This is a genomic window from Eggerthella lenta DSM 2243 (assembly GCF_000024265.1).
Lineage (GTDB): Bacteria > Actinomycetota > Coriobacteriia > Coriobacteriales > Eggerthellaceae > Eggerthella > Eggerthella lenta.
The window spans coordinates 1,321,193-1,347,536 of record NC_013204.1; the positions used below are offsets into that span (position 1 = coordinate 1,321,193).

Annotated in this window: 25 protein-coding genes; 21 read left to right on the plus strand and 4 right to left on the minus strand. The window is 66.5% G+C overall.

Annotation, left to right across the window (positions count from 1 at the left end; translation table 11 throughout):
• Positions 1-2 precede the first annotated feature (2 nt).
• The gene (locus tag ELEN_RS05435) at positions 3-1,802 is read right to left on the minus strand and encodes a molybdopterin-dependent oxidoreductase (protein WP_009304776.1); all 1,800 of its coding nucleotides are present in this window, start codon (positions 1,800-1,802) and stop codon (positions 3-5) included.
• 345 nt (positions 1,803-2,147) lie between these two features.
• On the opposite strand from ELEN_RS05435, the gene ELEN_RS05440 reads away from it, so the two are divergent.
• From ELEN_RS05440 to ELEN_RS05450, 3 genes are all read left to right on the plus strand, one after another.
• Positions 2,148-3,665 carry a helix-turn-helix transcriptional regulator gene (locus ELEN_RS05440; protein WP_009304775.1) on the plus strand — a complete coding sequence of 506 codons (1,518 nt, stop codon included), beginning with the start codon at positions 2,148-2,150 and terminating at the stop codon, positions 3,663-3,665.
• Positions 3,666-3,746: 81 nt separating this feature from the next.
• Entirely contained in the window at positions 3,747-4,223 is a 477-nt protein-coding gene (rnhA, locus tag ELEN_RS05445) for a ribonuclease HI (RefSeq protein ID WP_009304774.1), read from the plus strand.
• Between the two features lie 147 nt (positions 4,224-4,370).
• The gene (locus ELEN_RS05450) at positions 4,371-5,486 is read left to right on the plus strand and encodes a coiled-coil domain-containing protein (protein WP_009608859.1); all 1,116 of its coding nucleotides are present in this window, start codon (positions 4,371-4,373) and stop codon (positions 5,484-5,486) included.
• 72 nt (positions 5,487-5,558) lie between these two features.
• Here ELEN_RS05450 and yihA read toward each other — a convergent pair whose 3' ends face one another.
• On the minus strand, positions 5,559-6,140 hold the full coding sequence (yihA, locus tag ELEN_RS05455; protein WP_009304772.1) for a ribosome biogenesis GTP-binding protein YihA/YsxC: 582 nt from the start codon (positions 6,138-6,140) through the stop codon (positions 5,559-5,561).
• Positions 6,141-6,475: 335 nt separating this feature from the next.
• Between yihA and ELEN_RS05460 the strand changes: the two genes are divergently transcribed.
• The gene (locus ELEN_RS05460; RefSeq protein ID WP_009304771.1) at positions 6,476-6,754 is read left to right on the plus strand and encodes a DUF6110 family protein; all 279 of its coding nucleotides are present in this window, start codon (positions 6,476-6,478) and stop codon (positions 6,752-6,754) included.
• A gap of 6 nt (positions 6,755-6,760) precedes the next feature.
• Positions 6,761-8,842 (plus strand): heavy metal translocating P-type ATPase, encoded by a 2,082-nt coding sequence (locus tag ELEN_RS05465; RefSeq protein ID WP_009608875.1) that lies wholly within the window; start codon positions 6,761-6,763, stop codon positions 8,840-8,842.
• Positions 8,843-8,844: 2 nt separating this feature from the next.
• Here ELEN_RS05465 and ELEN_RS05470 read toward each other — a convergent pair whose 3' ends face one another.
• Positions 8,845-9,648 (minus strand): protein kinase family protein, encoded by an 804-nt coding sequence (locus ELEN_RS05470; RefSeq protein ID WP_015760395.1) that lies wholly within the window; start codon positions 9,646-9,648, stop codon positions 8,845-8,847.
• Positions 9,627-10,007, minus strand: coding sequence for a zinc ribbon domain-containing protein (locus ELEN_RS05475; RefSeq protein ID WP_226844051.1), 381 nt, complete (start codon positions 10,005-10,007; stop codon positions 9,627-9,629). The genes ELEN_RS05470 and ELEN_RS05475 overlap by 22 nt, the downstream gene beginning before the upstream one ends.
• Before the next feature lie 704 nt (positions 10,008-10,711).
• On the opposite strand from ELEN_RS05475, the gene ELEN_RS05480 reads away from it, so the two are divergent.
• The 16 genes from ELEN_RS05480 (at position 10,712) to rpmE (ending at position 26,278) form a co-directional block, all read left to right on the plus strand.
• Positions 10,712-12,121 (plus strand): MFS transporter, encoded by a 1,410-nt coding sequence (locus ELEN_RS05480; protein WP_015760397.1) that lies wholly within the window; start codon positions 10,712-10,714, stop codon positions 12,119-12,121.
• A 107-nt stretch (positions 12,122-12,228) separates the two neighbouring features.
• Positions 12,229-13,014, plus strand: coding sequence for a helix-turn-helix transcriptional regulator (locus ELEN_RS05485; RefSeq protein ID WP_015760398.1), 786 nt, complete (start codon positions 12,229-12,231; stop codon positions 13,012-13,014).
• 264 nt (positions 13,015-13,278) lie between these two features.
• Positions 13,279-14,103 (plus strand): 30S ribosomal protein S2, encoded by an 825-nt coding sequence (gene rpsB / locus ELEN_RS05490; RefSeq protein ID WP_035586237.1) that lies wholly within the window; start codon positions 13,279-13,281, stop codon positions 14,101-14,103.
• A 111-nt stretch (positions 14,104-14,214) separates the two neighbouring features.
• Positions 14,215-15,075: a translation elongation factor Ts gene (tsf, locus tag ELEN_RS05495; protein WP_015760400.1), complete on the plus strand. Its 861-nt coding sequence runs from the start codon at positions 14,215-14,217 to the stop codon at positions 15,073-15,075.
• A 348-nt stretch (positions 15,076-15,423) separates the two neighbouring features.
• Complete coding sequence (murA, locus tag ELEN_RS05500) at positions 15,424-16,713, plus strand: UDP-N-acetylglucosamine 1-carboxyvinyltransferase (RefSeq protein WP_009304763.1); 1,290 nt, start codon at positions 15,424-15,426, stop codon at positions 16,711-16,713.
• A gap of 9 nt (positions 16,714-16,722) precedes the next feature.
• Positions 16,723-18,216, plus strand: a complete 1,494-nt coding sequence (locus ELEN_RS05505; protein ID WP_009304762.1) for an LCP family protein — start codon at positions 16,723-16,725, stop codon at positions 18,214-18,216.
• Positions 18,217-18,275: 59 nt separating this feature from the next.
• Entirely contained in the window at positions 18,276-18,509 is a 234-nt protein-coding gene (locus tag ELEN_RS05510; protein ID WP_009304761.1) for a NifU family protein, read from the plus strand.
• A gap of 33 nt (positions 18,510-18,542) precedes the next feature.
• Entirely contained in the window at positions 18,543-18,833 is a 291-nt protein-coding gene (locus ELEN_RS05515) for a hypothetical protein (RefSeq protein ID WP_009304760.1), read from the plus strand.
• A 135-nt stretch (positions 18,834-18,968) separates the two neighbouring features.
• Positions 18,969-19,859, plus strand: coding sequence for a pyridoxal 5'-phosphate synthase lyase subunit PdxS (gene pdxS, locus ELEN_RS05520; protein WP_009304759.1), 891 nt, complete (start codon positions 18,969-18,971; stop codon positions 19,857-19,859).
• A 181-nt stretch (positions 19,860-20,040) separates the two neighbouring features.
• The gene (gene pdxT / locus ELEN_RS05525) at positions 20,041-20,637 is read left to right on the plus strand and encodes a pyridoxal 5'-phosphate synthase glutaminase subunit PdxT (protein WP_009304758.1); all 597 of its coding nucleotides are present in this window, start codon (positions 20,041-20,043) and stop codon (positions 20,635-20,637) included.
• 112 nt (positions 20,638-20,749) lie between these two features.
• Entirely contained in the window at positions 20,750-20,968 is a 219-nt protein-coding gene (locus tag ELEN_RS05530; protein ID WP_009304757.1) for a hypothetical protein, read from the plus strand.
• Between the two features lie 92 nt (positions 20,969-21,060).
• A complete protein-coding gene (gene lgt, locus ELEN_RS05535; protein WP_009304756.1) occupies positions 21,061-21,894 on the plus strand; it encodes a prolipoprotein diacylglyceryl transferase in 834 nt (277 codons plus the stop codon).
• Between the two features lie 175 nt (positions 21,895-22,069).
• The gene (locus ELEN_RS05540; protein WP_009304755.1) at positions 22,070-22,450 is read left to right on the plus strand and encodes a desulfoferrodoxin family protein; all 381 of its coding nucleotides are present in this window, start codon (positions 22,070-22,072) and stop codon (positions 22,448-22,450) included.
• A gap of 811 nt (positions 22,451-23,261) precedes the next feature.
• The gene (gene pyk, locus ELEN_RS05545; protein ID WP_015760401.1) at positions 23,262-24,734 is read left to right on the plus strand and encodes a pyruvate kinase; all 1,473 of its coding nucleotides are present in this window, start codon (positions 23,262-23,264) and stop codon (positions 24,732-24,734) included.
• A gap of 68 nt (positions 24,735-24,802) precedes the next feature.
• A complete protein-coding gene (rhaD, locus tag ELEN_RS05550; RefSeq protein WP_015760402.1) occupies positions 24,803-25,708 on the plus strand; it encodes a rhamnulose-1-phosphate aldolase in 906 nt (301 codons plus the stop codon).
• A gap of 108 nt (positions 25,709-25,816) precedes the next feature.
• On the plus strand, positions 25,817-26,278 hold the full coding sequence (gene rpmE / locus ELEN_RS05555) for a 50S ribosomal protein L31 (RefSeq protein ID WP_015760403.1): 462 nt from the start codon (positions 25,817-25,819) through the stop codon (positions 26,276-26,278).
• Positions 26,279-26,344 lie beyond the last annotated feature (66 nt).

Sequence of the window (26,344 nt, forward strand, 5' to 3'; positions counted from 1 at the left end):
TCCTACTCGCTCTTCTCGTCAGATGCCGCCGCGACCTTCGGAGGGATCAGCGATGCGCTTTCCAGCACGGTCGTGTCCTCGGGGTTGGGCATCTTGTCCTTCGCGTTGAACATGACGGTCTGGGTCTCGAAGCTCGTCATGCCGCTTTCGGTGGTGGCGCGAACGGTCAGGCAGTACGCGCCTTCCAGTTCGGGCTTGTAGGTGAAGCTCCACCACACCATCTTGTTGCGATCCATGTCGCCGATATCGTACTTCGTCCACGTTTCTCCGCGGTCAAGGGAGAACTCGACGCTTGCGATCTTCTCGTCGTAGCCGTCCACGTAGCCGGTGAATTCGTAGGGCTGGCCGTTCTGCACGAGCAGGCCGTCGGGCACGCCGAGGATGGTGGCGTTGGGCTTGTTCATGGGAACGTCGTCCTCGTTCTGCCATCCGTTCGGGTTGCCGGCCCACTTGTCGGTGTAGTCGATGTCCTCGTCGGTGACGTGGTAGGTGTCGATCTGCTTCGAGTTGATCTGCGCGTCCACGCCTTCCACCCAGTTCGTGCACGGATAGCCGCGCGTCGCGTCGAGGTACTCGCCGCCGATCTTGTACACCAGCAGCGCCTCGTCGGAGTCGACCTTGTCCACGGGGAAGGCGCGTTTGGAGCTGCCGTCGGCGCGCAGCGCCTTCACGCCCGTCGTGCCGTCCTTGTAGCCGCCCGCCTTTTCGACGAGCCAGCTCACGGGAATGCCGGTTATCTCGGTGTTCGTGACTCCGCCGCCTCCCACCGGGTTCCAGTTGCACACCATCTTCGAGGTCTTCGTGATCACGGCGCCGTCGGCCTCGGCTTCTTTGATGAGCTCGGGCAGCGTGGCCGTGTACTCGGCGTTCACGTTGCCGTCAACGGTGATGGTCCATTCGTCGAACAGGCTTTGCGGCATCTCCAGGTCGAGGCCGTTCACGCCCGCGCCGTGGCGCATGTTGTCGTAGTAGGCGTGCATCCAGTCGTACGAGAACACGCCGCTCTGGCCCTGCGTCCTCTCTTGATCGATCTTGAAATCGCCCTGCACGTTCTCGACGTCGTTGATTCCCCACAGGCGATCGTATTTCGTGAGATCCCACAGCTCCAGGCCCGCACCGTTCTCGGTGGCGTTGTGGCAGGACATGCAGTCGCCCTGATACTGGTTGACGAAGTCGCTCTTCGTGCGCGATCCGTAGTGAACGGCGTGCATGAGCGTGCCGAACTCGTACTGCTTCGCGATGTAGCCCGGAGCGTAGGAGTGGCAGAACAGGCACTGCTGCAGCGTGGTCTTGTTGTCCAACTCGTCGTTCCAGGCAACCGGGTGCTCGTAGGGCAGGTGCTTCAGCAGCGAGTTCATGTCGGCATGGCACGATTCGCAGCCGCGGTTGTCGGCGTCCAGCCAGTAGGTGTTGTACGAGTTGGAACCGGCTTGGATCTGCCAAGCGTCGGGGTTCACCTCGTACTCGGTGGGCGTGCGCTGCACCATCTGCCCGTTCGGCAGGGTGCGCACTTCGGGAGCGTATTCGGTCGCAACCTGGTCCCAGCGGTCCCATAGGTTGTCGAGGTATTCCTTGCCGGGATAGTAGTTCTCGTCGATGTCCTCGTTCGTGGTGCCTTCGGCGCCGTCGATGACGGCCTGCTGCTCGGGCGTGAGCTTCTGCTCCTGCGGGACGGCGCCTCCGTCCCCGGACGGAGCGGCGGCGCCTGCGTTCTCCGACTGCTGCGGCGCGCATCCTGCCGCCAGGCCGAGCGTGCAGGCCGCGCAGGTTGCCACGATGATGGCCTTCTTGTTGAGCCTCATGCATCCCCCTTTCCTTGTCTTGGTTCCCGTCGTCCGCCATGCGCGCTCGCGCTTCGCCGTTTGCGTCCCTCCCTTCTTCCTCTTGCGTCGTCGATGCGCGCGGACCGTCCCATCGTAGGATGCGGGCTGCCGTGCGCGCCATCGCCCAAGTATCCGATTCGCGGGTCGTCCGATGATTTCCGCATCGGACACTTTGGCCGATGCCCGTGCAGAGCGGGGTGATTCTGCCGGTTCGGGCCGAACGCGCCGTTTTTTGAGGGTGCGGGCGTGCGAAGGGCGTGCGATAATGAGAGGCGGTCGCCGAGCGGTGGCCTGATGTTGGGGAGGCTTGGGGAATCACCGATCATGGGCAACCGCGGTCTGCAAATCAATCCGGTGGGCGTGCTCGCTTCGTGCGGGCTGGGGCTCAATCTGGTCTGGTGCACGTTGATGGGCCACACGCTGGGCTTCATGTCGTCAACAGCCGGCATGGATGCGTGGGCGAATCCGCGCCTGTTCTTCCTTGCCGGCATCCTTCTATGCACGGCGGCGTTCGCGACGGCTCCGCGTGCGCTCAAGCGCGCCGACGGCATGCTGCGCTTCGTGCTGCCGCTGTTGTCGGCCTTCGGCACGGCGTGCTTCGGCATGTCGTTCCACCAGACCTTCTTCGATCCCGGGGCGCTGGCCGTGGGCGGCCTGTTCGTGGCCGGCGTGGGCTACTTCTGGCTGGCGGCGCGCTATATGCTGCTGCTCGCGCGCACGCAGGGCTACGTGTGCGCCGTCGCCAGCATAGCGGGCAGTCTGGTGCTCAAGCTTCCCGTCTTGCTCGTGCTCAGCGCGTTCGCAAGCCCCGCAGTGCAGGTGATCGTCGCCATCGCCATGCCTGTGGCCACGGCGCTTCTGTTCGAAACGGCATGCACTCTTGCGCGCGATCGTGCCGATCTCGCGGCAGGGGAGGGCGTTTCGGATGCCGTTGCGCCTTCGAGGGCGGCTTCCGCCTCGGAGGGCTCTCGCGCTCGTACGGTGTTCGGCGTGCCGGCCGTCCCGCGCACGCGCGAGCGCACGTCAGCTGCCGAACGCCGCACCATGCTCGTGCTGTTGGCTATTGCGGCGGTGGTGCTGGCTGTTATCCGCTCGGTGAGCTACCTGGGGATGTGGGGCGATACGAACGCGAACATCTCCACGGCGCTGCCGTGGCTCACCGCCATGATCGTTCCGGCCGTCTGCGTCGTGGTGTTCGCCTACGCCGCGCTCGCGCGCCTGGCCGATGCCGCGTTGCCGATCCGATTCCAGCCTGCGCTGCTGCTCATCTTGGTGGGTTTGTTCGTCGTAGCCATCCAGGCGAACCCCACGGGAGCGTCGCTCGGGTTCCTCACCGTGGTCATACAGATCGACGAGCTGTTCGCGCACCTCTTGTTCTGGACCGTCGTGGTAACGGCGCTCGACGTGCTCGACGTGCCGTCGTACCGCGTCATGGGGGTGGCCGGCGTGGTCTATGCGGGAGCGTCCATCGCCTGGGTGCTGTTGTTGGGACGCGCGGCCATCGTGGACACGTTGCTCGTGATGCTGGCAACCTACGCTTTCGTGGTCGTTGCGCTGTGCGCCGTTTGGTTCGTGCCGAGTCGAAAGGATGCCGCTTCGGGCGAGGTCGCTGCTCCGCTCGTGCAGACGGTGTCGGACACGTGTCTCGAGCTGGCGGGACGTTATGCGCTGTCGCCGCGCGAGACCGAGGTGTTCGTGCTTCTGGCCCAGGGCCGCACGCGCGCCTTCATCCAGGACGAGCTGGTGCTGTCAGGCAGCACCGTGAAGACCCACGTCTCCCATATCTACGCCAAGATGGGCGTCCACGACCGCCAGGAGATGATGGACCTCATCTGGGGCTGACGCGTAGAATTCGATGGCGACCGCTCTCTCGTGGTATGATACCCATCCGGTTTTGCCCCTCCGACGCGAAAGGCCCTCCACATGCATGTAGATATATACACCGACGGTGCGGCGCGGGGGAATCCGGGGCCGGGGGGCTACGGCACGGTGCTGCGCTTCGTCGATTCGAAGGGCGCCGTCCACGAGAAGGAGCTGTCGCAGGGCTACGAGCGCACCACGAACAACCGCATGGAGCTCATGGCCGTGGTGGCGGGTCTCGAAGTGCTCAAGCGCCCGTGCTCCATCACGTTGTACTCCGACTCGCAGTACGTGGTGAACGCCTTCAACCAGCATTGGGTTGACGGCTGGCTCAAGCGCGGCTGGAAGAACGCGCAGAAGCAGCCCGTGAAGAACGACGATCTGTGGAAGCGTCTGCTGGCGGCCAAGGAGCCTCACGACGTGACGTTCGTGTGGGTGAAGGGGCATGCGGGCCATCCCGAGAACGAGCGCTGCGACGAGCTGGCCACGACGGCCGCCGACGGCGCGGGGCGCATTCGCGACGAGGGCTTCAACGGATAAGCGAGGATTCCGAAGCTGCACCCGGCTCACCCGAGGTTCGTATGATGTTCCTGTTCGATTTCCAAGCTGTTTCGTAGGCGAGCCATGCGATCTGATACACTAGCTCGCAATGTATACGAGCATCTGAGCGCAGGTGGAGGTTCCCACATGCAACAGCAAGCAATGCGCGCCCGCAAGGGCGTGTTCGCGGGAGCAGTGGCTGCGGCCCTCGCGGCGACTCTCATGATCCCTTCGTTGGCGTACGCCGATCCGACTGCCAGCGAAAAGCAGGCTGAAGCTCAGGCCGCGCTCGCATCGCTCAACAGCATGCAGAGTACGCTCAACCGAACCTCCGTCGTCTACGATGAGGCCTTGGCCGCGCAGAGAGAAGCCGAGGCCAAGCGCGACGAGGCGCAGGCGCGCATCGACGAGGCGAACGGCCAGATCGCCGACCTTCAAACCCGATTGGGATCTCGTGCGCGCAGCATGTACCGCACGGGCGGAAGCTCGTTCCTCGACCTGCTGCTGGGCGCCACCACCTTCCAGGAGTTCTCGACGGGTTGGGATATGCTCAACACCTTGAACGAGAACGATGCCGATCTCGTTCAGCAGACGAAAGATCTGCGTGCCGAAGTGCAGGAGCAGCAGGCCGCCTATGCAGAGCAGCAGCGCGTAGCCGCCGAGAAGGCCGATGAGGCGCTGCGCTCCAAGCAGGAGGCGGCGTCCACGATGTCCGCCATGCAGGCTACCTACGACAGCCTGAGCGCCGAAGCGGCCGAGCTGCTGGAGCAGGAGCGCGCTGCGCAGGCAGCCGCCGATGCAGCTCAGGCCCAAGCCGTGGTGGAAGCGTCTGCGCGTCAGGCCCAAGAGAACGCGAACGCTTCGGGCAATGTTGCTCCGGGCAACGATCCCTCGCCTTCTCCGTCGCCCGCTCCGAGCGAGCCTTCCGGACCCTCCTACAATCCTGTGACGGGCAATGCTATCGTCGACCGGGCGTACGGTTGCATAGGATTGCCATATTCGTGGGGTGGGGTAGGACCGAGCTCGTTCGATTGCTCCGGCCTGGTAAGCTATGCCGTGACTGGAAGCTTCTCCCGATGGGGAACCACGAACACGTTCATGGGCATGTCGCAGGTAGGTGATCCTCAACCTGGCGATATCGCCACCAGCTGGGGCCACTGCGGTATCTACATCGGCAACGGCCAGATGATCCATGCTCCAACCTTCGGCCAGACGGTGTGCATCAGCCCGGTGCAGGGTGACATGATCATCGTTCGCCCGTAGCCCCGGATTCCTCAAGCGAAAGAAAACGGCCCTTCGGGGCCGTTTTCTTTCGGGTGCATGCTGTGGCAGCGCCTACCGCACGCTGTTCTTGATGAGCGAGCGCAGTTCGTCGATGCCGGTGCCCTTCTCCGACGAGCACACCACGAGCGGCACGTCGGCCCCCAGCTTCAGCTGCTTCTTCAGGGCGGCCTTCTGCTTCATCTGCTGCTGACGGCTGAGCTTGTCGGCCTTCGTCAGCACCACGGCGAACGGCAGCTCGGCCTCCTGCAAAAAGCCGATCATGTTCACGTCGAGGTCGGACGCCTCGTGGCGGATGTCCACGAGCGAAACCACGAGCGCGAGGTCGCGATCCTGGTTGAAGTAGCCCTCGATGAGCTCCGACCAGCGGCTCTTGTCCGACTTCGACACCTTCGCGTAGCCGTAGCCCGGCAGGTCGACGAAGCGCACGCCGTCGCAGGAGAAGAAGTTGATGGTGGCCGTCTTGCCCGGCGTCTGCGACACCTTCGCCAGCCCTTTGCGGTTGAACAGCTTGTTCAGCAGCGACGACTTGCCCACGTTCGAGCGTCCCGCAAACGCGATCTCGGGCATGGTCGAAGGCGTGAGCTGAGACGATACGCCGAATGATCGCTCGAATACCACGTTGTTGATGTTCATGGGACGCTCCTTGCGGCCGTGCTGTTCGTCATGCTCCTCATGGTACCCGAACCGCGTCGGGGATGCGGGCGGAACCCGGCAACCCCCTCGCATTCCCCACGGGATGCGTCAGACGCGCTTGCGTCCCGTGTACAGCGCCAGCGCCATGCAGGCGAGGCTCGCCCATGCCCAGAATCGATGCTGCTTCATGTCCGACCTCCTTCGCTTCGATGTCGACGATACTAGTTAATCATGATTGACTTTATCCGACAACCGCATTATCCTTGATAAGTTAGATTCGTGCAACTTCAAATCGAAGCGCGCGGATGGGGAACCAACGAGAGAGAGGCGAAGCGATGGGATTCAAGAAGAAGAGCGGGCTGCTGGTGGGCGCGGGCTTTCTGCTGGGCACGGTGGGCGTGAAGGCGCTGACCAGCACCACCGCCAAGAAATGCTACGTGCAGGGCGTCGCGCAGGGGCTGCGCGCGAAGGCGACGTACGAGAACATCGTCGAACAGGCGAAGGCCGAGGTTGACGACATCGTGGCCGAGGCCACCTACATCAGCGTCGTCGGCAAGGACGGGGAGCGCCCTGCCGAGCCCGCCGTCGAGGCCGACGACCAGCCGGCGAAGTAGAACGCGATGGACTACGTCATCGCGAGCGAGGTTCCCGGCCGCTTGCGCGTGCGGCTGGTCGGTCCCGTGCCCGCCGACGATCTCGACGCGCTCTACCGCGTGCTGGGCGCGTGCCCGGCGGTGGAGCGCGCGAACGTCTACCCTCGCATCGGCAGCATCGCCGTGCGCTACCGTGCGGCGGACGGCGCGCGGCAGCGGGTGCTCGATCACCTGGACGCCATCGACGCCGAGGCCATCGCCGAAGCCCGTTCGAGCTGCGGGCTCGAACTGGCACCGCGCACCCAGTCGCTGCTCATGGACATCGCGGTGCTCGTGGGGTCGTACTTCGCGCGCCGGTGGTTCCTGCCGAAGCCCGTCGCGGCCCTCGTCACCGCCTGGCGCTACCGCGGCTTCCTGGCGGCGGCGGTCCGCTCGCTCGGGCGGGCGCGGCTCGACGTGCCCGTGCTGGACGCTGCCGCCATCGGCATGTCGTTCGTCAAGCGCGACCCGCGCACGGCGGGTGAGACGATGCTGCTGCTGAACCTGGGCGAGACGCTGGAGGAGTACACGCGCTCGCGGTCGGAGGGGGCGCTCGTGAACGCGTTGCTCGACCTCCCGGAAACCGCGCAGCTCGTCGAGGGCGACCAGGAGGTCCAGGTGGCTGCGTCGGACCTCAAGCCGGGCGACTGCATCGCCGTGCGCACCGGCATGCCCGTGTGCGTCGATGGCGAGGTGGTGCGCGGCACGGCCATGGTGAACCAGGCCGCCCTCACCGGCGAGCCGCTGGCGGTCGAGCGCGGCGTGGGCGACAACGTGTTCTCGGGCACCGCGGTCGAGGACGGCGAGATCATCGTGCGCGTGACGGCGGACGCGGGCGAGACGAAGCTGCGCTCCATCGTGGCGCTCGTGGAGCAGGCGGAATCCTTCAAATCGGAAACCCAGTCGCGCATGGAGCAGCTGGCCGATCGCATCGTGCCCTGGAACTTCCTGCTGGCAGGCGCCGTGGCGCTCACCACGCGCAGCCTCGTGAAGACGTCGGCGGCGCTCATGGTGGACTACTCCTGCGCCCTCAAGCTCACCGGCTCCATCGCCGTGCTGGCGGCCATGAGCCAAAGCGCGCAGGCGGGCTTCACCGTGAAGGGCTCGAAGCACTTCGAGGCCATGGCGGCGGCCGACACCATCGTGTTCGACAAGACCGGGACGTTGACCGAGGCCACGCCCAACGTGGCCTGCGTGCTGGCGCTCGACGGGTGGAACCGTCGCGAGGTGCTGCGGCTGGCCGCTTGCCTGGAGGAGCATTTCCCGCACCCGGTGGCCCGCGCCGTGGTGCGCGCGGCCGCGGAGAAGAACCTTCGGCACCGCGAGCGCCACGCCGACGTGGAGTACCTCGTGGCGCACGGCATCGCGTCGTCGCTCGACGGCAAGCGCGTGGTCATCGGCTCGGAGCATTTCGTCGTGGAGGACGAAGGCGTGTCCCTCACCGAGGAGCAGAAGCGCCGCGTGGCCGACGAAACGGAGGGGCTGTCGCCGCTGTACCTGGCGGTGGACGGCGAGCTGATCGGCGTCATCGGCATCGAGGACCCGCTGAAGGCCGGGGTGCGCGAGGCCATCGCCGACCTGAGGATGCTCGGGTTCAAGCGCGTCGTCATGCTCACGGGCGACGGCGAGCGCACGGCGGCGCGCATCGCGGACGCCGCCGGCGTGACGGAGTACCGCGCCAACCTGCTGCCCGAGGACAAGTACGCCTTCGTGGAGCGGCTGAAGGCGGAGGGGAGCAAGGTGGTCATGGTGGGCGACGGCGTGAACGACGCCCCGGCGCTCTCGCTGGCCGACGTGGGCATCGCCATGGGGCAGGGCACCGCCGTGGCGAAGGAGGTGGCCGACATCACGCTGACGGGAGGGCACCTGAGCGCGCTCGTGACGCTGCGGACGCTGAGCGCGGGGCTGACCGCGCGCCTGAACGCATCGTTCAAGGAGGTCATCGCCATCAACTCGGCGCTGCTGGCGGCGGGCATCGGCGGCCTCATCACGCCGCAGACCTCGTCGCTGCTGCACAACGCGTCCACGGTGGCGCTCAGCGTGAGGAACGGCGGGACGTACCGCGCCTAGCGTCAGGCCGTCGGCGGCGCTGCGAACGCCTCCTCGAAGGCATCGCCGATCGACGCGAAGCCGTGCAGTACGGGCTCGTCCGAGAACAGGTCGAGCAGCAGGGAGCGCTGGGCGGCCGGGAGGTCGAGGTCGTCGAACCAGGGGAGCTTCGCGTGCCGCCTGCTGCGCACTGCGGCGGGGCTCGCGTACAGCAGGAACAGCAGCACGTCGGCGAGCCCGGCGCGATCGGATGCGGTCGCGGCCGGGCTCGCCGCGTTCCGGTCGAAGAAGCCGGCCAGCCCGAAGTCGACGAGCGACACCGTTCCCTCGGCGTCGATCAGCAGGTTCGCCGGCCGCACGTCGCCGTGCGCCACGCCGCGGCCCTCCAGGTGCGCGAGCGCGTCGATGACCTGGCGGCCGATGGAGGCGATCGCCGCTTGGTCGAACGACCGCCGTTGCCGGAACAGCAGGCGGTCGAGGGAGGTGCCGGGCATGAGGCTTTGCGCCATGAAGCAGCGCCCGCGGTCGCGCGCGTCGTCGCGCTCGCGCACGATGCCGAGCCAGCGGGGGACGGCGGGGTGCGCGCACAGCGACAGCGCCTTCGCCTCTCTCCAGAGGGCGTCGCGGTCGAGGGACCCCTGCTCGGGTTTGATCAGCTTGAGGGCCGCGCTGCGGGGCTCGCCGCTTGCGCGCGAGGCGCGAAAGCACGTGCCGAACCGGCCTTGGCCCAGCACGGCGTCGAGCCGCCATGCGCCGAACGTGCGGCCGACGAGCCTGCGGTCGCCGGCCGCGGTGGCGAAGCGCGCTAGCCGCGCGGCGTGCCGCATTCGGGGCAGAACTTCGCGCTGGGAGGCAGCGTCGCGCCGCATTGCGCGCAGAACCCGCCGCCCAGCTTCTCGCCGCATTCGAGGCAGAACTTGGAGCCCGCCGGCACCTGCGCGCTGCACTTCGGGCAGGAAAGGGCGCCTGCGGCCGAGGCGGCACGCGGAGCCTGCGCCTGCGCTTGGGGTGCGGCCTGCGCCTGGCCGGGGATGGGCTGCGCGTTCTGCTGGGGGTAGCCGTGGCCGTAGCGCTTGCGGTCCGAGCTGCTGAACGAGCCCACGAAGCCGCCGAGCTTGCCCATGAATCCTTGCGGTTGATAGTAGCCGCTGCCTTGGTTGGTGCGGTGCTTTTTGCGACCGCTCATGGAGAAGAGCCCCATCGGGTGGTCCTTTCGATCAGGTGGGTAGCTGCGCCCCAGGATACCGGATGCGATCGGGCTCCGCCGCTTCCGCCGCCGACTCCCGGAAAAAACCAAGGGGCACCGCTTCGCTTGCCCCAAGCCCGTCCCCAAGCTCCAACTCTCAATGCAACCAAGTATCTGTCAATGACAGCCGGGCATGCGAATTCGCCCATGCTAACCATTTTTTTCGTTTTGCGCGCGATTTGGCGCTTCGAAGCGTCCTTGGACACCGATCCTCGAAAGTGGTTTTTACGTTTCCGCAGGTCGCGTGATTCGTGTTCGATCGCTACGGGTCAGCATGTCCCCTAAACGGGACAACGCGCACCCCTGAACGAATGCAAAACGAAAAAAAATGGTTAGAACTCGACGTTTCGCGTGCCGCGCCACTATTGACGTGAACCGTCGTTCACCCGTTGATCAGTGTGCTCTATTTCGGGGCAACCCGTCCGCAAGCCTCTTCACCAAGCTAGAGCGTACCCGTAGGAGCCGCTTGGTATGCAGCCAGATACCCGTCAATGGTGGTTGAACGGCAGACCTTCGGCTGTATGACCGGAGCGTTGCGTGTTCGGAACGCTTCCGGGGCCGGCCTTTTCCGCCGCTACACTTGAAGCGTCCGTCGCCGCGCCGCGTCGGGCGCAACGAGGAAACGGACGAGGAAGGGCGGTCGGATGGGCAACGCGAAGAAGCGAAGCGGAAGCGTGGCGAGCATGCTGCCCGTGCTGCTGGCGTGCTCGTTCACGGCCTCGTTCGGCCAAAGCATGATGAACGTCGCCCTGCCCGAGCTGGCTGAGCGCTTCGGCGTCACGCTCTCCATCGCGAACTGGGTGATCGTGGGGTACATGGTGGTCGCGGCGACGGCCATCATGCTGTCGGCGTTCATGCTGAGGCGCCTCGGGCTGAGGCGCGTGTTCTTCGTCGGCGCGGGGGCGCTCGCGCTCGGCAGCGCGTGCGCGCTGCTCTCGCAGGACTTCCCGATGCTGTTCGCCAGCCGCCTCGTGCAGGCGGTGGGCACGGGCCTGTTCTTCCCGTCGGTGACGAGCGTCATCATGACGAACTCGCCGGCCGCGGTGCGCGGCACGCGCCTCGCGCTGAACAGCGGCGTCATCGCCGTGGGCCTTGCCATCAGCCCGACGGCCTCGGGATTCGCGCTCACGCAGTTCGGCTGGCGCGCCATGTTCGTCGTATCGCTCGCCATGTCCGTCGCGCTGCTCGCGGTCGGCTTCTTCCGCATCCACGGCGGCCCCTCGACGAAGCGCGTTCCCATCGACGCGCTCAGCGTGATGCTCGGGCCGCTCGGGTTGGCCGCGTTCCTGTACGGCTTGGGCGAGGTCACGCGCGATCTCGCCCCCTCCCTCGCGGCGCTCGCGGTCGGCGCGGTGCTGCTCGCCCTGTTCGCCTGGCGGCAGTTCGCGTTGGAGAGCCCGCTGCTCGACCTGCACCCCCTCGTCCACCCGCGGTTCGCCGTGGGCATCCTGCTCGTCATGGTGGGCATGCTCACGTCGTTCTCCATGAGCATCCTGCTGCCGCTGTGCTACGAGGGGGCGCTGGGGTACACGGCGTTCTTCGCGGGCCTGCTGCTGCTAGGCCCCGTGCTGGTCAACGCGGCGTTCACGTTTTTGGGCGGCCGGGTGTTCGACAGGCACGGCGCGTGGCCGCTCATACCGGCGGGCCTCGTGCTCGTGCTCGTCGGGCAGGCGACGGCGTTCTTCTCGGCCGAGAGCATGATCGCCATCCTGATCGTCCTGTCGTCGGCGGCCGTGTACGCGGGCGCCGGGTTCGTGGTGGCGCCGTCCAAGACCGCGGCGCTCGGCACGCTGCCGCCCGCGACGTACTCCGCCGGCGCGTCCATCAACTCCACGGCCGTGCAGATCGCCTCGGCCATCGGCTCGTCGCTGTTCGTCGGCGTGCTGTCGGCCGACGTGCTCAGGGACACGGCGGCGGGCGCGGCGAAGGCGTCGGCGTACGCCGCGGCGTTCGAGCACACCCTCTCGATAGCCGTCGTCATCGCGGCGGCGGGGCTGCTCGTCGCGTTCTTCTACGCCCGCGCCATGCGCAAACCGGCCGGTAAGCAGCGGTGACAACTTCCGGTTGTCGAGAAAAACCGTGAAAAGCATCCGAAAGTTGGTTGAGGGAACCGCGGTTTCGGTGCATGCTGTAGAGAGAAGGCAAGCGAGAGGAGAATCCTATGAGCTTCCGAGACAACCTCCAGCATCTGCGCGGAACGCGCGATTTGAGCCAGGCGCAGCTTGCGACGCTGCTCGGCGTGAGCCGTCAGTCCGTGGCGAAGTGGGAAGCCGAGAAAAGCTACCCCGAGATGGACAAGCTCATCAAGCTGTGCGACCTGTTCGAGTGCTCGCTCGACGACCTCGTGCGGGGCGACTTAACCGGCTGCGCGACGGCGAACGAGGCGATCGTGGAGGCCGAGCCAGCCTCCGCAGCCACGCCTGTCGATAAGGACGGCTACGACGAGCACATGCGCCGTCGTGCGTGGGACGTCGCTGCGGGCGTGGCGGTGATCGTCATGAGCTTCGGGGTGGCGATGTTCGTGACGGGTGGCGGTTACAACAGCACGACGGTTTCGGCGAACATCGTCGTCCACCTCGTAGGGATCGCGCTCGGCCTGTGCTTTTTCGTTCCGGCGTATCGCAGCCATGCGGCGTTTCGCAAGGAGTATCCGGTGGTCGAGGACTGCTACACGCCGGAGGAGAAGGCGGAAGCGCGCCGTCGGAAGCTGTTCGGCGTCGGCGGCGGTGTCGCGCTGCTCGTCTTGGGCATGTTCATGCCCGGCATGCTCCAATCGATTCAGATGTTCTCGTTCGTGCCGTTGGCGCTGTTCGCTTGCTTCGCCGCCGCGGCCGCTCTGCTCGTCCACTCCGTCATGATGGATCGCCGCGTCGACGTGTCCTTCTACAACGGCGCCCCCGATTTCACGATCCAATCCCTCCTTCGAGGGCGTCGTACTGACGCCTGATCTCGTCGCGCAGCTCGTCTTCGGCTTGAACGTGGGCGCCGCCGTCGGCCGGCCGTGAATTCGCCGTATCCGCTCGCAGTTGTGGGCAACCGCGCACAACTGCGTCCTTTTGCGCTTTCCGCTTGCAAACGCTCGGGGGCGTGGTATACTTCTGCAGTTTCTAAATACGCATGCTTGCGCGACCCGATCCGCTAGTGGCCAACTGAAAAAGGCTGCGGATCTCGGGGATGACCGCAAGCAGAGGACTAACGAATGGAGAGAGTCATGACGAAAGTCAGCATTACTTCGCTGCTCGATGCGGGCAGCCACTTCGGCCATCAGACGCGCCGTTGGAACCCCAAGATGAAGCCGTACATCTTCGGCAGCCGCGGGGACATCTACATCATCGACCTCAAGCAGACGCTCGTGGGCCTCGACCAGGCGTACACGTTCGTGTCCGAGCTGGCCAAGAAGGGCGGCACCGTGCTGTTCGTGGGCACGAAGAAGCAGGCCCAGGAGGCCGTCGCCGACGCTGCCAACAAGTGCGGCATGCCCTACGTGAACGCTCGCTGGCTCGGCGGCATGCTGACCAACTTCGTGACCATCCGCTCCCGCGTGAACCGCATGGAGGAGCTGGAGGCCATGGAGGCCGACGGCCGCATGGCCGTGCTGCCCAAGAAGGAGCAGATCCTGCTGCACAAGGAGCTGTCCAAGCTGCAGACGAACCTCAACGGCATCCGCAACATGAAGCGCACGCCCGACGCCGTGTTCGTGATCGACACGAACCGCGAGGCCATCGCCATCCATGAGTCCCGTCGTCTCGACATCCCCGTGGTGGGCACGCTCGATACGAACTGCGATCCGGACGACGTCGATTTCGGCATCCCCGCTAACGACGACGCCATCCGCTCGGTCCGCCTGCTGGCCGACTTCATCGCCGACGCCGTCATCGCCGGCGTGGGCGTGCCGGTGACCGCTGCCGACATGGCTGCGCCCGCCGAGGCTGCCGAAGCCGTCGCCGAGGCCGCCGTCGAGACCGCTGCCGCCGAGGTTGCCGTCGAAGCCGTCGCCGAGGCTGCCGTCGAGGCCGCTGCGCCTGCCACCGAATAAGCTGCTTCGCGCATCTACCGCACTGAACGCGCCGCCCCGCTCACCCAGCGCGGCGGCGCTTGACACCCCGCCGCGTCCCAAGGCCGCGGCATCGTGAGAGAAAGGATCAACGTGGCTGCTGTTACCGCTTCCATGGTCAAGGAACTCCGTGAGATGACCGGCGCTGGCATGATGGAGTGCAAGAAGGCGCTCGTCGAGGCCGACGGCAACATCGACCAGGCCGTCGACGTGCTGCGCACGCGCGGTCTCGCCGCCGTCGCCAAGAAGGCCGGCCGCGCCACCAACGAGGGCACCGTCATGGCCATCGTCTCCGACGACGCCACGTCCGGCGCCGTCGTCGAGCTCAACTGCGAGACCGACTTCGTGGGCATGAACGACAAGTTCAAGGCCTACGCCGAGAAGATCGCCCAGGCCGCCCTGGCCTCCAAGCCGGCCGACCTCGAGGCCCTCAAGGCCGCCGACGCCGCAGGCGAGACGGTCGAGGCCGTGGTGACCGACGCTATCCACACGCTGGGCGAGAACATCCAGCTCGCCCGCTTCGCGGTGGTGGAGGGCGGCGCCGTGTCGTCCTACATCCACGGCGGCGGCAAGATCGGCGTGCTCGTGCAGTTCGACGTCGAGGGCATCGACCCCGCGTCCGACGGCTTCAAGCAGTTCGGTCGCGACGTGGCCATGCAGGTCGCCGCTGCGGCTCCGGTCGCCGCGACGCGCGAGTCCGTCGACCCGGCCATCGTCGAGCACGAGAAGGCCATCTACATGGCGCAGGCCGCCGAGTCCGGCAAGCCCGAGGCCATCCAGGAGAAGATGGCCACCGGCCGTCTGGAGAAGTTCTTCAAGGAGAGCACGCTGACCGAGCAGCCCTTCGTGAAGAACCCGGACCAGTCCGTCAGCGAGTACGCGGCTGAGGTCGCCAAGAACCTCGGCGGCGAGATCAAGATCGTCGACTTCAAGCGCTTCGTGCTGGGAGAATAGTTTTGTTCCGGCGGCCTGACGGCCGTCGGAACCGCTCGACGCTGCGAAGCCCCCTCGCACCGATCCTCGGCTCTTTTCGCTTGTCTTCGCGTACCGAAGTACGCTCAGCCGCGAAACGAGCCGACTATCGGCACGAGGGGGCTTCTCGCTGTCTTGCTGCGCCAACCTGCGTTCTTCGTTTCGGTACCAGCAGCTATCGGCCCTTCTGCTTTCGTTGTGATGATGGTGGGCGCGCAGCCTCCCTGTTCTTATAATGGTGGGTACCGCGAAGGGCGCCTCGGACGGCGTCCGCCACCCAATGAAACCAACGCCCGGACCCTCGTCGTCGCGGGCGCGGAGGATGCTTCCATGGCTGAAGAGATCATCATCGTACAGGGCAACAACACGCTGGCCGGCGACGTCGCCGTGTCGGGCGCGAAGAACTCGGCGCTCAAGCTGATCGCCGCCGCGTTGCTGGGCCAGGGGGAAACGACCATCCATAACGTCCCGCTCATCTCGGATATCAGCATCATGTCCGACGTGCTGCGCTGTTTGGGCGCGCGGGTGGAGCGCGACGGCCATACGCTGACGGTGGACACCTCCGCCGTCGACAAGCACGAGACCCCCTACGAGCTGGTGTCGAAGATGCGTGCGAGCATCTCGGTGCTCGGCCCGCTCGTTGGCCGCTTCGGATGCGCCCGCGTGGCCATGCCGGGCGGCTGTCAGATCGGCGCTCGCAAGATCGACATGCATCTTGTCGGCCTCGAGGCTATCGGCGTGGAGTTCTCCATCGACCACGGCTTCCTTGAGGCCAGCACGCCCAACGGGCTGCACGGCGCGCACGTCGTACTCGACTTCCCCAGTGTGGGAGCAACCGAGAACCTGCTCATGGCCGCCGTGGCGGCCGAGGGCTCCACGGTCATAGAGAACGCCGCGCGCGAACCCGAGATCGTGGATCTTGCGAACATGCTCGTGTCCATGGGGACGCGCGTCACAGGCGCGGGCTCGGACATCATCGAGGTCGAGGGCGTGCCGCTTTCTTCGCTGCATCCTTGCGAGCACACGACGGTGGGCGACCGCATCGAGGCCGGCACCTTCCTGGCCGGAGGCGCGCTGACGGGCGGTCCCGTCACCGTGCACGGCATCGATCCGTCGTATCTGCGCGTTGCGCTCATGAAGCTCCGCGCCATGGGCTGCGACGTGGAGACGGGCGACGACTGGATCACCGTGGGCCGCACGCGCCCGCTGGCTCCCATCGACTTGCAGACGCTGCCGCATCCCGGGTTTCCCACCGACCTTCAGGCGCAGTTCATGCTGCTGGCCGCGTTCGCCGACGGCATGTCCGTCATCACCGAGAACGTGTTCGAGAACCGTTTCATGTTCGCCAGCGAGCTCATGCGCATGGGCGCGGACATCGCCATCGAGGACCATCACGCCCTCGTGCGCGGCGTGGACGTGCTGCAGGGCGCCGACGTGTCGTCCACCGATCTGCGCGCCGGGGCGGCTCTCGTGCTGGCCGGCATTGCGGGGGAGGGCGAGACTCGCGTGCACAACATCGGCCATATCGATCGCGGTTACGAGGACTACGTGGGCAAGCTGCGCGCTCTCGGCGCCGATGTCGTGCGCGCTGAAACCGAGCAAGCCCAGACGTCCCGGTAGCGAGCTCCCATGGTCAACAAACGCAAGCAGGGCCTGACGCAGGCTCGTGCGAAACTTACGTCGCATCGCATGAGGTCGGCAACGGTCGGCACCCATGTGCCGCGACGCTCGTCGCGTCATATGAACGGCGAGGCGGTGGGATTCTCCAGCCCGCGCAAAAGGAAGCGCGCGGCTCGCGGCATCGTGGAAACTATTCTGCCCGTCACATCGTCGGGCGAGAGCTCGTCGCAATACGCCCGTCGCGTCAGCCGTCGCGAATTCGCCCAGGACATCCAACGTAAGGCGCGCATCCGCCGCATCGTCGCGATCGCGGTCTGCCTGCTCGTGGCGGTTGCCGTCGCCGCCGCCGTCGGCGTGGCGACGTTCTTCGGGTCGCTCGATGCGAAGCTCGGGCTCAAGGATTCCGATGCAGCGTCGGCGCTCGTTGCTCCCAAGGCCGATGCGAAGGCGTTCTACACGGTGGTGTCGGCCGACCTCGATGCGCCGGGCTCGGCGAATGCGACGGACGGCCCCGACGCCATCGCGCTGGTGCGCGTCGACGAGGAGACCCGCGCCGTCACCGTCGTCTCGATTCCGCCTACGCTGCAGGTATCGCTGAAGGACGGCAAGAAGCACCCGCTGCGTGAGGCTTCGACGCAGGAGGGCGATGCCGCGCTCGTGTCGGCCGTGGCCGACTTCGCAGGGGTGAACGTGGCTCATTACGTGAAGACCGACGCCGAATCCATCGTGCGCCTCGTGGACGTCCTCGGCGGCGTCGAGGTGAACGTGGCCGAGGAGGTGGACGACCCGAACGCGGGCGATGCCTACCTGCCGGCGGGCGCCCAGACGCTCGACGGCGCGCAGGCGCTCACGTTTTTGCGCGCCAGCAACTTCTCGAACGGCCTCGAAGTCCAGGCGGCGAACCAGCGCGAGCTGCTCACGGCACTGTCGCTGCGCCTTCTGGGGGAAGGGCGGCTGAGCTTCCTCGCCACGCTCGACAACGTGGGAGGGTCGTTCCAGACCGACCTTTCGGCTGCGGCCGCGCTTTCCGTCGCCGATGCGCTTCGCGGTGTGGACTCTTCCTCGGTGTACGGGGCGCTTGTGCCCGGCTACGAGACCGCGCGCGATGGCGCGAGCTCGTATGCGGTGTCTTCCGATGCCTGGAAGAGCATGATGGAGCTCGTGGCGGCCGGTTCCGAGCCCGTGGTGGAGCAAACGGCGCCCCAGGTGGATCCGGGCAGCTTCACCATCACCGTACGCAACGGCTCGGGCGTGACGGGCGGAGCCGGCCAGATCGCCGACGCGCTGAAAGACCGCGGCTTCGACGTGACCGAGACGGGCAACACCGACACGTACGTTTACGACGAGACGCTCGTCGTGTACAACGACGACGCGTTCGAGGCGGCGGCGGAAACCGTGGTGGCATCGCTCGGCCTGGGCCGTACGGTGCCCGGGGCGGGTTTCTACACGTTCGATACCGACGTGTTGGTGGTTCTCGGCAAGGATTGGAAGCCCACATCGTAGACTGTGGTAGAATCGGCACCTGAAAGCAAGATGTTCAAGTTCAACGAAGGAGCTTTACCATGGTAGACAAGAACGATGTGGCGGCGGTGCTCGAGCTCATCCGCCCCAGCCTGCAGGCGGACGGCGGCGATGTGCGCCTCGTCGACGTGAACGAGGACGGCGTGGTGTCGGTGGAGCTGCAGGGTGCCTGCAAGGGCTGCCCCATGTCCCAGATGACGCTGGCCAACGGCGTGGAGCGCATCCTCAAGGAGCGCGTTCCCGGCGTGACGAAGGTCGTTCCGGCCGACCTGTAAACCGGATCGATTTCGAAGGCGAAGGAGGCGGATATGGCGCAGTGTTGGGAACGCCGCGGGTGCGACGAGGAGATGATGTCGCGCTGCCCGCACAACATCCCGGGCGAGCCGTGCCCTGCCGATTGCCGCTTCGCCGCATGCACGCGCTCGACGCACGAGGTGTGCCAGGATTTCAACAAGCTGCTGAATCCCGAGCGCGATTACGACGCGGCCGTCAAGGAGGTGTGTCGCTTCTGCGAGCACTTCCTGGAGCACGGCCCTGGCGTGGCCGAGCGCACTGGCGAAGTCACGAGGCAGGGCAATCCGAACCGGTTTCTGCTCTAGCAGGGCGAACCGGTTCGAAACGCGCGCATCCGCGAGGAGCGCGCGACAATCGCAGCGAGCAACCGCGGCCGTGCAGGACATCTGCGCGGCCGCGCGCTACCCCCATACCAGCAAAGAACCGACGAAAGGGAGACGATGGCAGAGCAGGCTCACGGCACGCTGAAGGTGAAGACCGGGTTCGCGGAGATGATGAAGGGCGGCGTCATCATGGACGTCGTGAACCCCGAGCAGGCGAAGATCGCCGAGGACGCGGGCGCGGTGGCCGTCATGGCTCTGGAGCGCGTTCCCGCCGACATCCGCGCGCACGGCGGCGTGGCCCGCATGAGCGACCCCACCATGATCGAGGGCATCGTGGAGGCCGTGTCCATCCCCGTCATGGCGAAGTGCCGTATCGGGCATTTCGTGGAGGCGCAGGTGCTGCAGAGCCTGGGCGTGGACTTCATCGACGAGAGCGAGGTACTCACCCCGGCCGACGACGAGTACCATGTGAACAAATGGGACTTCGACGTGCCGTTCGTGTGCGGCGCGCGCAACCTGGGCGAGGCTCTGCGCCGCATCGCCGAGGGCGCGGCCATGATCCGCACGAAGGGCGAGCCGGGCACGGGCAACGTGGTGGAGGCCGTGCGCCACATGCGCACCGTGACCACCGACATCGCCCGCATCAAGGGCCTGCGCGACGAGCAGCTGTTCACGGCTGCGAAGGACCTGCAGGCGCCCTACGAGCTGGTGAAGTGGGTGGCCGAGCACGGGTGCCTCCCCGTGGTGAACTTCTCGGCCGGCGGCATCGCCACGCCCGCCGACGCGGCGCTGATGATGCAGCTGGGCTGCGACGGCGTGTTCGTGGGCAGCGGCATCTTCAAGTCGGGCGATCCAGCCAAGCGCGCCCGGGCCATCGTGGAGGCCACGACGAACTACGACGACCCCGACACCATCGCCCGCGTCTCGCGCGATCTGGGCGAGGCCATGGTGGGCATCGAGATCTCGGACATTCCCGAGAACGAGCTCATGGCCGGCCGCGGCTGGTAAGGCGGGTTCCGGCGGCTTGCCAGCCGCCGGAACTGCTCGACGCTGCGGCGCACCGAGGTGCCCCGCCTTCGCGCGATGTCGAAGGTTTGCGTACCGAAGTACGCGGCGCCTCCGCCATCCCACGAATTCGGGGCGCCTCGGCGCCCCTCGCTGACTTACTACGCCAACCAGGGAGGTGTCAATGGAACCTGTGAGAAAGACGATCGGCGTCCTGGCCTTGCAGGGCGCCTTCCGGGAGCATCGGCGGATGCTGGAAGGCCTGGGGGCCGACACGCGCCTCGTGCGCTGGCCATCCGAGCTGGAAAGGCTGGACGGCCTGGTGATCCCGGGCGGCGAGTCCACGGCCATCGCGAAGCTTCTGGCCATCCACGGCATGTACGGGCCGTTGCGCGCCGCGCATGCGGCCGGCATGGCCGTGTTCGGCACGTGCGCCGGTGCTATACTCATGGCGCGCGACATCGAGGGGGCCCGCTCCGACCAGGAGCCGTTGGCGCTGATGGACGTGCGTATCCGCCGCAACGCCTATGGGCGGCAGATCGACTCGTTCGAGACGACGGTGCCGTGGGCGGGCATCGAGGGCGACCCGGTGAAGGGCGTGTTCATCCGCGCCCCGCGCTTCGCCGATCTCGGCGAGGGCGTGGAGGTGCTCAGCACGTCCGAGGACGGCGAGCCGCTGGCCGTCCGCGAAGGCCGCGCGCTGGCCGCGGCGTTCCATCCCGAGCTCACCGACGATTCCCGCGTGCATGCTTTCTTCCTGGAGCGCGTCGTCGGGTCGTGAGGAGCCTCTCCTGCGTTGCCGGGGCGTTTCCAATCGCGGGAGCGCGCTCGACGAGTTCTGCTACAATGAAGACGAAGGAAGGCGGGCGACGAAGCGAGAGGAGCGTGAACCTATGAGCAAAGGCGTGACCTGTCCTGCGTGCGGGGCGGTCGGTTTGGACGTGTGCCGTTATGAGTCCATGATGGTGGTGCGCGCCGATCTCGCGATGTTCACGCTGCGCTGCCCGCACTGCAAAGCCACCGTGTCCAGCATGCAGCCCATTCCGCCGCAGCTGTACGAGGAGGTGCGGTTCGCCGCCCTCGAAGTGGGCGCCGGCATGGGCCTTGAGTAGCGGTTCCGTCGGCATCGTGCCGGCGGAACTTTTTTCTATGCGGTTCGAACGACAACCGAATGCCCGTGCCGCGCGGGCTGCGAAGGAACGACATGCTCAACGACATCTACCAATCCATCGATCCCGTCCTGTTCGCGTTCGGCCCGTTCACCGTGCGCTGGTACGGCGTCGCCTACGTGCTGGGCTTCGTTTTCGCGGGCCTCGTCATCTGGCGCGTCGCGCGCCGCTGGCGCGTGCGCGTGGATGCGGATTCACTGCTGACCATCATGTTCTGCGTCATCATAGGCGTCATCGTGGGCGGACGGCTGGGTTACGTGCTGTTCTACGGCGAGGGGTACTATTTCCAGCATCCCGAGCAGATCCTCGCGTTCAACAAAGGCGGTATGAGCTTCCACGGCGGGCTTATAGGCGCGCTTTTGGCGGGCATCGCGGCTGCGAAGCTCACTCGTATCCCGTACCTCACGTTGGCCGACCTCGGCTGCATCGGCGCGCCGCTGGGCCTGCTGTTCGGCCGCTGCGCGAACTTCATCAACGGCGAGCTGTGGGGCGCGCCCACCGACGCCGCCTGGGGCGTGGTGTTCGGAGGCGCCGCGGGCACGATGCCGCGCCATCCGTCGCAGCTTTACGAGGCCTTTCTCGAGGGCGTCGTCATCTTCGCCGTGCTGTATCTGCTGTCGCGACGCATGCCGCCGCGTCCGCGCGGCACGTTTCTGGGCACGTTCCTCGTCATGTACGGATGCTTCCGCTTCCTCGTCGAGTTTGTGCGCGAGCCCGACGCGCAGCTGGGCTATCTATGGGGTGGCTGGCTTACCATGGGGCAGCTGTTATCGGTGCCGCTGATCCTCGTGGGCGCCGGCGTGCTGGTTTATGCGCTTGTCGTGAAAAAGCCCCAAAAAGGGCTTCCTGAAATGAAACAATCTGAGTAACATATAAGGGAATCGAACGCACGGCTCCTCGAGGCTTCGACTCGCTAAGCCGTGCGATTGGTTACGGTTCGGCGGCAACCTTGCCTGCGGTAACGGTTTGCTTGCCGGGCGAAGCTAAACTGGCAACAGATCATATTGGCTGCAAGTTTTATCAGACGACGAAGGGGGACTTCCCATGGATCTCAAGTTCTACAAGTGCATGCACTGCGGCAACATCGCCATCAAGCCGTTCGACGCGGGCGTGCCGCTGGTGTGCTGTGGCGAGAAGATGACCGAGCTCACTGCCAATACCACCGATGCCGCGGTCGAGAAGCACGTGCCCGTGGTGCGCGTCGACGGCTCGAACGTGCACGTCGAGGTGGGCAGCACGCTGCATCCCATGACTCCGGAGCACTACATCACGTTCATCTGCCTGGTCACGAAGAACGGCTACCAGATCGTCGAGCTGACGCCGGAGGATGCTCCCGTCGCCGACTTCGCCATTGCCGAAGGCGATGAGGCTCTCAAGGTGTACGAGTACTGCAACCTGCACGGCCTTTGGGTCGCTGAGGTGTAGACGGCCCTGCGTTTCGCGCATGACGCGCCCGTCCCGCTTCGCGGGGCGGGCGTTTTCGTTTGCGTTGCGGTCGGCGCGCGTGTTACCGCTGCGGATGTTTCACGTGAAACATTTGTGCTGAATGGGCGTTTAGGCACTCGTTCGGTCGCGTTTGGCGTTTTGCCCGCGCGGCGCGGCTGCGCGGGGTTCGCATCATGCGTCGCGCTTGCCGCCCGAGCGGCCCATCCCCGCATCCGTCTCGCCCGCGCGCCATGGCCTCCGAGCTTCCGACGGCTCCTCGGATGGCGAAAAAGCATCGAATTCGGAAGTCCCCGACGGTGCTGCGGGTTCGTCGGGAGGCCTCCTCCTGTATCGCTCCTGTTCGCGGGCGTCTCTTCTTTCGCCGCCGCGCGCAGGGTCTCATCGGGGCGCTCGATTTCTTCCGAATTCGATGCTTTTTCGCCATCAGGGGAGCCTCCGTGCGTCTGCAAGCTGCTTGGGAGGTCGTCCGACGGGGCGTGCGATCCCTGGGGCGAGACGTTTCTCGGGAGGTCATGCGCCAGGCGTGCGGTCGGGACGTCTGCTCGGAAGGGAAGAGCATGCATGCCGCCATCCTGAGTTAGCGGATCTCCGTTCGCCATCCTGGGCGCGCGCAAGCGAGTCGAAGGATCTCGCGCAGCGCGCGAGGATCCGAAGGCGGCTTCGAAGCCCGTTGCCGCTCGGAGACGCCGCGCTTGTGTGCAGACTCGTCGGATTGGGGTGGCGCGACGGGGGCTCGCGGGGATTTCACGGTATGATGGATCCCATGGAACGGGCGCGATCGAGGAGGAGCATGGCAAGACGCACGAAGATCGTTTGCACGCTGGGACCTGCCGTCGACGACGAGACCGCCCTGCGCGGGCTGCTGTCCGCAGGCATGGACGTGGCGCGTTTCAACTTCTCGCACGGCTCGCACGACGAACACCGGGCGCGCATGGATCTGCTGAAACGCGTGCGTCGCGACCTCGGCTCGCCGTGCGCCATCCTGCTGGATACTCGCGGCCCCGAGATCCGCACGGGCTCGCTTGCGGGCGGACGTCCCGTGGAGCTGCGGGAGGGCGGTTCCCTCGTGCTCACCGAGCGCGTGGTGGACGGCACGGCGCAGCTGGTCTCGCAAACCTGCGCGGGGTTGGCGCGCGTCGTCGGGCCCGGCCAGCCCATCCTGCTGGACGACGGGCTCATCGAGCTTCGGGTGGAGGCGGTCGAAGGCTCGGACATCCGCTGCACGGTGCGCAACAGCGGGCTGTTGGGCGAGCGCAAGTCCGTCAACATCCCCGGCGCCAGCGTGCCGCTGCCCGTGATGACCGACCAGGATCGGGCCGACCTCGTCTTCGGCATCGATCAGGATGTCGACTTCGTAGCGGCCTCGTTCGTGCGCAACGCCGAGGGCGTGCGCGAGTTGCGGCGTTTCCTCGACGAGCACGGCGGCGAGGGCGTGTGCTTGATCGCGAAGATCGAATGCGCCGAGGCGGTGGAGAACTTCGAGGACATCATCGAAGCGGCCGACGGCGTGATGGTGGCGCGTGGCGACTTGGGCGTGGAGGTGCCGGCTCACAAGGTGCCGCACATCCAGAAGGAGATCATCCGCGCGTCGAACCGCGCGTCGAAGCCGGTGATCACGGCAACCCAGATGCTGGACTCTATGATACGCAACCCGCGTCCTACGCGCGCCGAGGTGGGCGACGTGGCGAACGCCATCTACGACGGCACCGATGCCGTGATGCTGTCGGGCGAGACGGCCGGCGGGCGCTACCCGGTGGAGGCCGTGCGCATGATGGCGCGCATCGCCGAGTCGAGCGAGCCCTACTTGTTCGACGAGCGCGCGCCCGACCGCAGCCGCGACAAGGCGCGCGTGGCGCTGGCCGTAGGGCTGGCCGCCGTGCAGACGGCCGAGAACGTGGGCGCCGCTTGCATCGTCGCGCCTACGATGTCCGGTCGCACGGCGCGACTCGTGTCGAACCTGCGCCCGCGCGTGCCCATCCTCGCGGTCACGCCGTTTCCGCGCGTCATGCGCCAGCAGCAGCTCAACTGGGGCGTGACGCCCATGCTCGGCGATGTGCAGGGCGACATGCGCCACGTCGTCGAGCAGGCGCACGACGCCGTGTTGGAGAACGGGCTCGTGCGACCGGGCGAGCTGGCGGTGTTCACGGCGGGCGATCCCTCCACGAGTCCCACCATCGGCGAGCCGGGCGACGGCGCGGCGGCCGCCACCAACGTGATGTACGTCGTGCAGATACGTCCCGGCGAAGGCGACGGCGGGCTATAGGCCGCGGCGGACGGTGCCGGCCGTATGCGGCGGATAACGGACGATAGGCTTCGGATAAGGAGTTGACCATGGGTTTCTTCGACAATGCGCAGGAAGTGCTCGACCGCGGCGTGTCGGCGGCGAAGGGCGCCGTCTCGGGCGTGGCGGTGGAGCAGCAGGCGTTCGTGAAAGGGTTCGCTCGTCTGTGCAGCGAGGGCTCGAGCCAGGGATGGCATGAGAGCAACGGCGGCAACGCGTCGTACCGGCTTGCGCCGGAGGACGTGGCATCCAGCCGCTCGTTCTTCTACGACAATCCCAGCTCGTGGGTGCCGCTAGGCGTGCAGGTCGCCAACCTGGGCGGTGAGTTCTTCCTGGTGACGGCCGCGGGAGCGCACATGCGCAACGTGGCGCTGGACCCCGACACGGGCGCGGGCATCGTGGAGGTCAACGCCGCGGGCGACGCGTGGCGCATCGTGTGGGGTTTCAAGAACGGCGGCGTGCCCACGAGCGAGTTCCCCAGCCACGCAGCCATCCAGTCGGTACGCAGGGAGACGACCGGCGGCACGGGCCGGGTGCTGTACCACGCCCATCCCGCAAACGTGGTGGCGCTGACCAACGTGCTGCCGCTCGATGCGCGCACGTTCACCCGTGCGCTGTGGAAGATGCTGATGGAGGCCATGATCGCGTTTCCGAAGGGCATCGGAGTAGTGCCGTGGATGGTGCCGGGCGGCCCTGAGATCGCCAGCGCCACGGCCGACGCCATGCGCGTCTACGACGCATGCGTTTGGGCTCACCACGGTCTGTTCTGCGCTGGGAACGACTTCGACTCGACGTTCGGGTTGGCGCAGACCATCGACAAGGCCGCGACCGTCTACGCGCAGGCGCGCGCGATGAACGGCGGCAGCGACCGGTTCGCCAGCGCCATTCCCGACGAGGGCCTGCGCGGCATCGCCGAGGCGTACCATCTTCCGGTGAACGAGGCGTTCCTCGCTTAGGTTGGGAATTTCCGGAGAAAACGCGTGCGTTGCGGCGTCGACTGTGCTATAGTGCAAAGGCTTGTCTTCGCCTTGGTCGGAAACCAAGGCCCGTAAAGGAGAACCATAATGAAACAGGGTATTCATCCGGAGTACGTGGACTGCACGGTCAAGTGCAGCTGCGGCAACACGTTCCAGACCCGTTCGACGAAGCCTGAGCTGAAGATCGACATCTGCAACGTGTGCCATCCGTTCTACACCGGCCAGCAGCGCTTCGTCGACACCGGCGGACGCGTCCAGCGCTTCGCCGACAAGTTCGGTGCCGCGAAGGAGACCGTTGCTGAGCGCGAGGCCGCCAAGAAGGCCGCGCGTGCCGCCGCCATCGCCGAGGTCGAGGCCAAGAAGAAGGCCGAGCGCGAGGCGAAGGCCGCCGAGAAGGCCAAGCGCGCCGAGGAGTTCGCCAAGAAGTCCGAGGCCGAGGCTAAGAAGGCCGCCGAGGCCGAGGCTGCCGCCGAGACCGCGCCCGAGGCTACGGCCGAGGAGGCCGCCGCGGTGGACGCTCTCGTCGAAGAGGCTCCTGCCGCCGAATAGCGCTTCTGCTGCAAGCACAGCGAACGCCCGGTCGATGACCGGGCGTTCGTGCGTCCAGGGACGATC